The sequence below is a fragment of the Pseudomonas machongensis genome (assembly GCF_034961125.1).
Taxonomy (GTDB): domain Bacteria; phylum Pseudomonadota; class Gammaproteobacteria; order Pseudomonadales; family Pseudomonadaceae; genus Aquipseudomonas; species Aquipseudomonas machongensis.
The window spans coordinates 1-6,027 of sequence record NZ_JAYFUI010000161.1 but is presented as its reverse complement, the minus strand read 5'-3'; the positions used below and the strand labels follow the sequence as shown (position 1 = coordinate 6,027).

The 6,027-nt window shown below is 64.3% G+C and carries 5 protein-coding genes and 1 pseudogene; 3 read left to right on the top strand and 3 right to left on the bottom strand.

Annotation, left to right across the window (positions count from 1 at the left end):
• Together rhdA and asd are read left to right on the top strand one after the other, a co-directional pair.
• Positions 1-291: pseudogene (gene rhdA, locus VA602_RS15225) on the top strand (thiosulfate sulfurtransferase); the annotation flags it as partial.
• A 9-nt stretch (positions 292-300) separates the two neighbouring features.
• A complete protein-coding gene (gene asd, locus VA602_RS15220) occupies positions 301-1,164 on the top strand; it encodes an archaetidylserine decarboxylase (protein WP_054893172.1) in 864 nt (287 codons plus the stop codon).
• 45 nt (positions 1,165-1,209) lie between these two features.
• Here asd and serB read toward each other — a convergent pair whose 3' ends face one another.
• A complete protein-coding gene (gene serB, locus VA602_RS15215) occupies positions 1,210-2,424 on the bottom strand; it encodes a phosphoserine phosphatase SerB (protein ID WP_054893171.1) in 1,215 nt (404 codons plus the stop codon).
• 135 nt (positions 2,425-2,559) lie between these two features.
• On the opposite strand from serB, the gene VA602_RS15210 reads away from it, so the two are divergent.
• Positions 2,560-4,032, top strand: coding sequence for a histidine kinase (locus VA602_RS15210; RefSeq protein WP_323453634.1), 1,473 nt, complete (start codon positions 2,560-2,562; stop codon positions 4,030-4,032).
• Between the two features lie 111 nt (positions 4,033-4,143).
• On the opposite strand, the gene VA602_RS15205 is transcribed toward VA602_RS15210, so the two are convergent.
• Both VA602_RS15205 and VA602_RS15200 read right to left on the bottom strand, forming a co-directional pair.
• The gene (locus VA602_RS15205) at positions 4,144-4,854 is read right to left on the bottom strand and encodes a PqiC family protein (RefSeq protein ID WP_065863793.1); all 711 of its coding nucleotides are present in this window, start codon (positions 4,852-4,854) and stop codon (positions 4,144-4,146) included.
• Between the two features lie 173 nt (positions 4,855-5,027).
• Positions 5,028-6,027 (bottom strand): DNA gyrase C-terminal beta-propeller domain-containing protein (locus tag VA602_RS15200; protein WP_323453633.1); only part of this gene is annotated, 1,000 nt, incomplete at its 5' end.

Genomic DNA, 6,027 nt, shown 5'->3' with positions numbered 1-6,027 from the left:
GGCGAGAAGGTCCTGGCAGCCAAGGCCGGTCACATCCCCGGCGCGGTCAACTTCGAGTGGACTGCAGGCATGGACCTCAACGACCACCTGCGCATTCGCAAGGACATCGCCGAAGTACTGCAGCAATTGGGCATCACCCCTGACAAGGAAGTGATCACCCACTGCCAGACCCACCGTCGCTCCGGATTCACCTACCTGGTGGCTAAGTCACTCGGCTATCCACGGGTCAAGGCTTACGCCGGCTCGTGGAGCGAGTGGGGCAATCACCCGGACACGCCTGTAGAAGTTTAAGGAACCTGCATGAAATCCCGTCTGTTCATCATCAGCCAGCACCTGCTGCCGCATCACCTGCTGTCGCGCCTGGCCGGCTGCGTCGCCGAGTGCCGCGCACGCTGGTTCAAGAATGCCTTCACCGCCTGGTTCGCCAAACGCTACCAGGTGAACATGTCCGAGGCGCTGGTCGAGGACCTCACCGCCTACGAGCACTTCAACGCCTTCTTCACCCGCGCCCTCAAGCCGGGGGCGCGTCCCCTGGATGAAACCCCGGGCGCGATCCTGTGTCCGGCCGACGGTGCGGTCAGCCAGCTCGGTCCGATCGAGCACGGCCGTATTTTCCAGGCCAAGGGCCACAGCTTCAGCGCCCTTGAGCTGCTCGGCGGCGACCCGGCGCTGGCCGCGCCGTTCATGGGCGGCGAGTTCGCCACCATCTACCTGTCGCCGAAGGACTACCATCGCGTGCACATGCCGCTGGCCGGCACCCTGCGTGAGATGGTCTACGTGCCGGGCCGCCTGTTCTCGGTCAACCAGACCACGGCTGAGAACGTCCCCGAGCTGTTCGCCCGCAACGAGCGTGTGGTTTGCCTGTTCGACACCGAGCGCGGGCCGATGGCGGTGGTGCTGGTGGGTGCGATGATCGTTGCCTCGATCGAGACAGTCTGGGCCGGGCTGGTCACACCGCCCAAGCGCGAGCTGAAGACCTTCCGCTACGACGAAGCCAGCCGCGCGCCGATCCATCTGGAAAAAGGCGCGGAACTGGGGCGTTTCAAGCTGGGTTCGACCGCGATCGTGCTGTTCGGGCCAGAGCAGGTGAAATGGGCCGAAGCCCTGGGCGCCGGTTCTGCCGTGCGCATGGGCGAGCAACTGGCGCTGCCAGTGCAGGGCTGACTCAGGATCGCGGGGGCTGCTTTGCAGCCCCGCTGTTTCAACGGTTCACACGCGCCCGTCGCGGTCACGCCAGCCCAGCAAATACAGCACGCCATCCAGCCCCAGCGTGGAAATCGCCTGTTTGGCAGACTGACGCACCAGCGGCTTGGCGCGGAAAGCCACGCCCAGGCCGGCCAGCGACAGCATCGGCAGGTCGTTGGCGCCGTCGCCCACGGCGATGGTCTGCTCCAGTTGCAACCCTTCCTTGTGCGCCAGCTCCTGCAGCAGGTCAGCCTTGCGCTGGGCATCGACGATCGGCTCGATAGCCACGCCCGTCACCTTGCCATCCACCACTTCCAGCTCATTGGCGAACACGTAGTCGATGCCAAGGCGTGCCTGCACCTGCTTGGCGAAGTAGGAAAAACCGCCGGAGAGGATTGCAGTCTTGTAGCCCAGGCGCTTGAGTTCGGCGAACAGGTGTTCGGCACCTTCGGTCAGGCGCAGCGAAGCGCCGATTTCGTCCAGCACGCCGACGTCCAGGCCTTTGAGCAATGCCATGCGCTCCTTGAAGCTGGCACGGAAATCCAGCTCGCCACGCATGGCGCGCTCGGTGATCGCCGAAACCTGTTCGCCGACACCTGCAGCCTTGGCCAACTCGTCGATTACCTCAGCTTCGATCAGCGTCGAATCCATGTCGAACACCGCCAGGCGGCGATTGCGACGGAACAGGTCATCCTGCTGGAAGGCGATGTCGATACCCTGCTCGGCCGACAATGCGAAGAAATCGGCGCGCAGGGACTGGGCGTCGGTCGGTTCACCGCGCACGGAGATTTCCAGGCAGGCGCGGCTCTTGTCGGTGCTGGCGTCGAGCGCCACACGTGCCGAGAGGCGCTCGATCCGCTCGATGGTCAGGCCATACTGGCTGATGACTGCACTGACCCGTTGCAACTGTTCGGGCGTGACCTTGCGGCTGAGCAGCGTGACGATGTGGCGATTGTCGCCATGGCCGTCCACCCATTGCTGGTAGTCTGCCTCGGAGATCGGCGTGTAGCGCGCCTGCAGGTTCAGCTCATGGGCCTTGGACTGCACCCCTTGCAGCAGGCCGGTGGCGACTTCATTGTCGGGAATATCGACCAGAATGCCGAACGACAACGTGCCATGCATGACCGCAAGACCGATGTCGAGGATGTTCACACCGCCCTGGAGCAGGACGCCGGTGATGGCCGCAGTGAGACCCGGACGGTCTTCACCAGTGATGTTGATCAGGACGATTTCGCGCAAGACCGGGCTCCAACTCGATGAAAAATGCGCATTCTACCCACTTTCCATGACCATCGGGCGCCATCGATACTTTGCCGACAAAACGCGGGTCGCTATACTGCCCAGCATCTTTTCCGCCATAAAGAGCCGCGCTCTGTGAACCGGCCCACGCCTGTCAAAACCGACAACTTCTTTCTGATGATCTTCCGAGCCCTGCGCCAGCGTCGTATTCCCCTGGCATTGCGCATCGCCAGCCACAACATTTTCCTGGTGGCGCTGGCCTTGGTGATCTATGCCTGCGTGATGGGCCTGCAGTTCAAGCAGGCCATGCACGAGCAGGCCGATGCCGTCGGCCAGAGCCTGACCGTGCAGACCGCGACCTCGGCTACCGAGCTGCTGGTGTCCAACGACATCCTCAGCCTCAACGTGCTGCTGGGCAATCTGGTGAAGAACCCGCTGGTGGCCCACGCGGCGATCTACAGCGTCGACAACCGAATCCTCGCCGAGGCCGGGCAACGGCCAAAAAATAGCCTGCTGGGCGAGGCCGAAGGGGTCTACCAGACCAAGATCACCTTCCAGGACGTGACCGCCGGGCAACTGCGCATCAGCCTGGACATGAGCCAGTTCCAGCAACCGATGCTGATCAGCCTGCAGAGCATGGGCATTCTCGCGGCGATCCTGCTGGCGCTGGCGCTCACCCTCAGCCTGCGCCTGGGCCGCTTCATCTCGACGCCGCTGCTGCAACTGCGTGTCTGGCTGCGTGACCCGCACCCCTATACCCCGGCCATCGAGCGCCAGGACGAAATCGGCGATCTCGCTCGTCAGCTCCACGCCCGCCTGGCCCCGCCGCCACCGCCGGAGCCGGAAGAACAGGAAGACGACGAAGATGATTTCGCCGACCTGCATGTGGAGGCGCCGCCACGCAAGGCTGCACCCAAGCCTGTACCGGCCAGGGTGGCCGCCCAGGACGACGACGCAGACGACGACGCCTTTGCCGACCTGATCGACGACACCGAGCACAGCCCCAAGGCACTGGCCACCCCGGAGTCTGACGAACCGAACACCAGCGCCGTGCTCGCAGTGCAACTCGGCTCCCAGGAGCAACTGCGCCGTCTGCCGCGCACGCGCCTGACCGAGCTGCTGGAGCGCTACCGCGACTGCCTTGACCAGGCCGCGTCGCTGTACGAGGGCGAGGTGCACACCCTAGACGACGGGAGCACACTGTTGCTGTTCCACAGCCGTGACAGCGGCGAGGACTACCTCACCAATGCTATCTGCTGTGGCGAATTGCTGCGCGCCCTGGGCCACGCCCTGCAGATCGAGGTCGCCGATAGCGGTATCACCCTGCAGTTGCAACTGGGCCTGGCGCTGGGTGAGGACCTGCTGGGCATGGATCAGGTCGACCTGCTGATGACCGAGAAGGCCCAGGATGCCCTGGCGCTGTCGCAACACAGCCGCAACCTGCTGCTGGTCGAGCGCCAGGTCAGCGACGACGCCCTGATCCGCCAGCGCGCGCGCATTCGGCCGATCGCCAGCCCTGAAGGCGCCTGCTGTGTCGAGCGACTGATGGAGCCCTACCCGTCGATGCTCGAGCGCCAGTTGGCGCGGATGCATGAGCGTCGGGCCTGAATGGCCTGATCCGCGGTGCAGGTGTAGAAGCGGCCTAGTGTCGCGAAAGGCCCGCAATCCGGCACCCACAAAAAAGCCCGCATCGCTGCGGGCTTTTTCATGTCTGTCGAATCAGAATCGATAGACTTCCATATCGGTGCGGATCGGCGAAGCCATCGGAATCCTCGACTTCTCCGGTTCCTTCTTGACCTGGACCGGAGCCGCTGGCTTTTTCGGCGCCTCTTCAGCGACCGCTGGCTGGTTCGCCAGCGGCTTGACGGCAACGCTCAGTTGCTCGACCAGCTTCTGCAGCAACTGCCCCTGGGCCTGGACCTGAGAGGCCTCGCTGCCCTCATGCTGTTGCTCGAGATGGACGATACGGTTGTCGCGCACATGGCCACGACGATCCAGTACGCGCCACTGGGCATCGAGGATCGCCGGCTGGTTGGCGCCCGAGTCCAGGCGGGTGATCGACAGCAGTACCTGCACATCCGGCGTGAAGCCGGTGCTGGCAGGTGCAAGCACGACGCGCTGGCTGTCCAGGCGCCAGGCGAGCTGGCGCACCAGCAACTGGTCGATATCCGACGAAAGGCTGCCGGCCCAGCGACCGTCGGTCGCCGCGGTCAGGCTGCCATCGGGCTGACGTTGCAGAAAGGTTTCACGTTGCAGGTAGTCGGCTACCGATACCGGACCGAGCACGACCGCCATGCCGGCAGCCTGCGAAGGCTGGCCGGGGTCGCCGCTGTCGAGTTGGTACAGGGCCACCGGCTGGTGCATGCTGCACCCGCTGAGCCCCAGCAGACCCGTCATCAGCAGCGCAAATGGAAGGCGCAGAAATTTCATCATCCCATCCAAGCGGCTGCCGCCCGGCAACCGCAGTGATACTCGTGTGGATTCCCGCGGGCACACGGCCACGCCGGCCCCGCAAGGGGTGTATCATCCGCGAAATAGTCGCCGGACTCCAGCATTTCCGCCCGGAACGACGCTGAAAACGCCGTTCCAGACGAACAACCGGTTTACTCCGGGCGCTCCACCACCATGCCGTCGACGCGCTGGAATCCACGTGGCAATTTGCTACCACGACGCCCGCGTTCGCCTTTGTAATGTTCGAGGTCATCCGGCTTCAGTGACAGGGTACGCTTGCCAGCCTGCAATACAAGCGTCGATCCCTCGGCAATCACCGCCAGATCGGTGACGAATTCTTCACGACTGGCCACACGATCACCCGGTACGCCAATGATCTTGTTGCCCTTGCCCTTGCCCAGTTGTGGCAGGTCGACAACCTTGAACACCAGCAGGCGGCCTTCGGTGGTGACCGCTGCCAGCCAGTCCTGTTCGCGGTCGGCGACCGGCCGTGGCGTCATCACCTTGGCGCCATTGGGCAGGCTCAGCAGCCCTTTGCCCGCCTTGTTCTTGGCCTGCAGGTCCTCGCCCTTGACCACGAAACCGTAGCCGGCATCGGACGCCACCACATACAGCGCATCGTCGTCCGGCAACAGCACGCACTCGAAGGTGGCGCCCGGCGGCGGCGTCAGACGCCCGGTCAGCGGCTCGCCCTGGCCACGGGCCGATGGCAAGCTGTGTGCTGCGAGCGAATAGCTGCGCCCGGTCGAGTCGATAAGCACCGCAAACTGGTTCGAACGCCCCGCCGCTGCGGCCTTGAAGCCATCGCCAGCCTTGTACGAAAGGCCCGTGGCATCGATGTCATGACCCTTGGCACAACGTACCCAGCCTTTTTCCGACAGCACCACGGTGACCGGCTCGGTCGGCATCAGCTCGTTTTCCGACAGAGCCTTGGCCTCGGCGCGCTCGACGATCGGCGAGCGGCGGTCGTCGCCATAGGTTTCGGCGTCCTTGATCAGTTCGCTGCGTACCAGCTTGCGCAGCTTCGTCTCGCTGCCCAGCAAGGCCTGCAGCTTGGCCTGCTCCTTGAGCAACTCGTCCTGCTCGCCACGGATCTTCATCTCTTCCAGGCGCGCCAGCTGACGCAGGCGGGTCTCGAGGATGTAGTCGGCC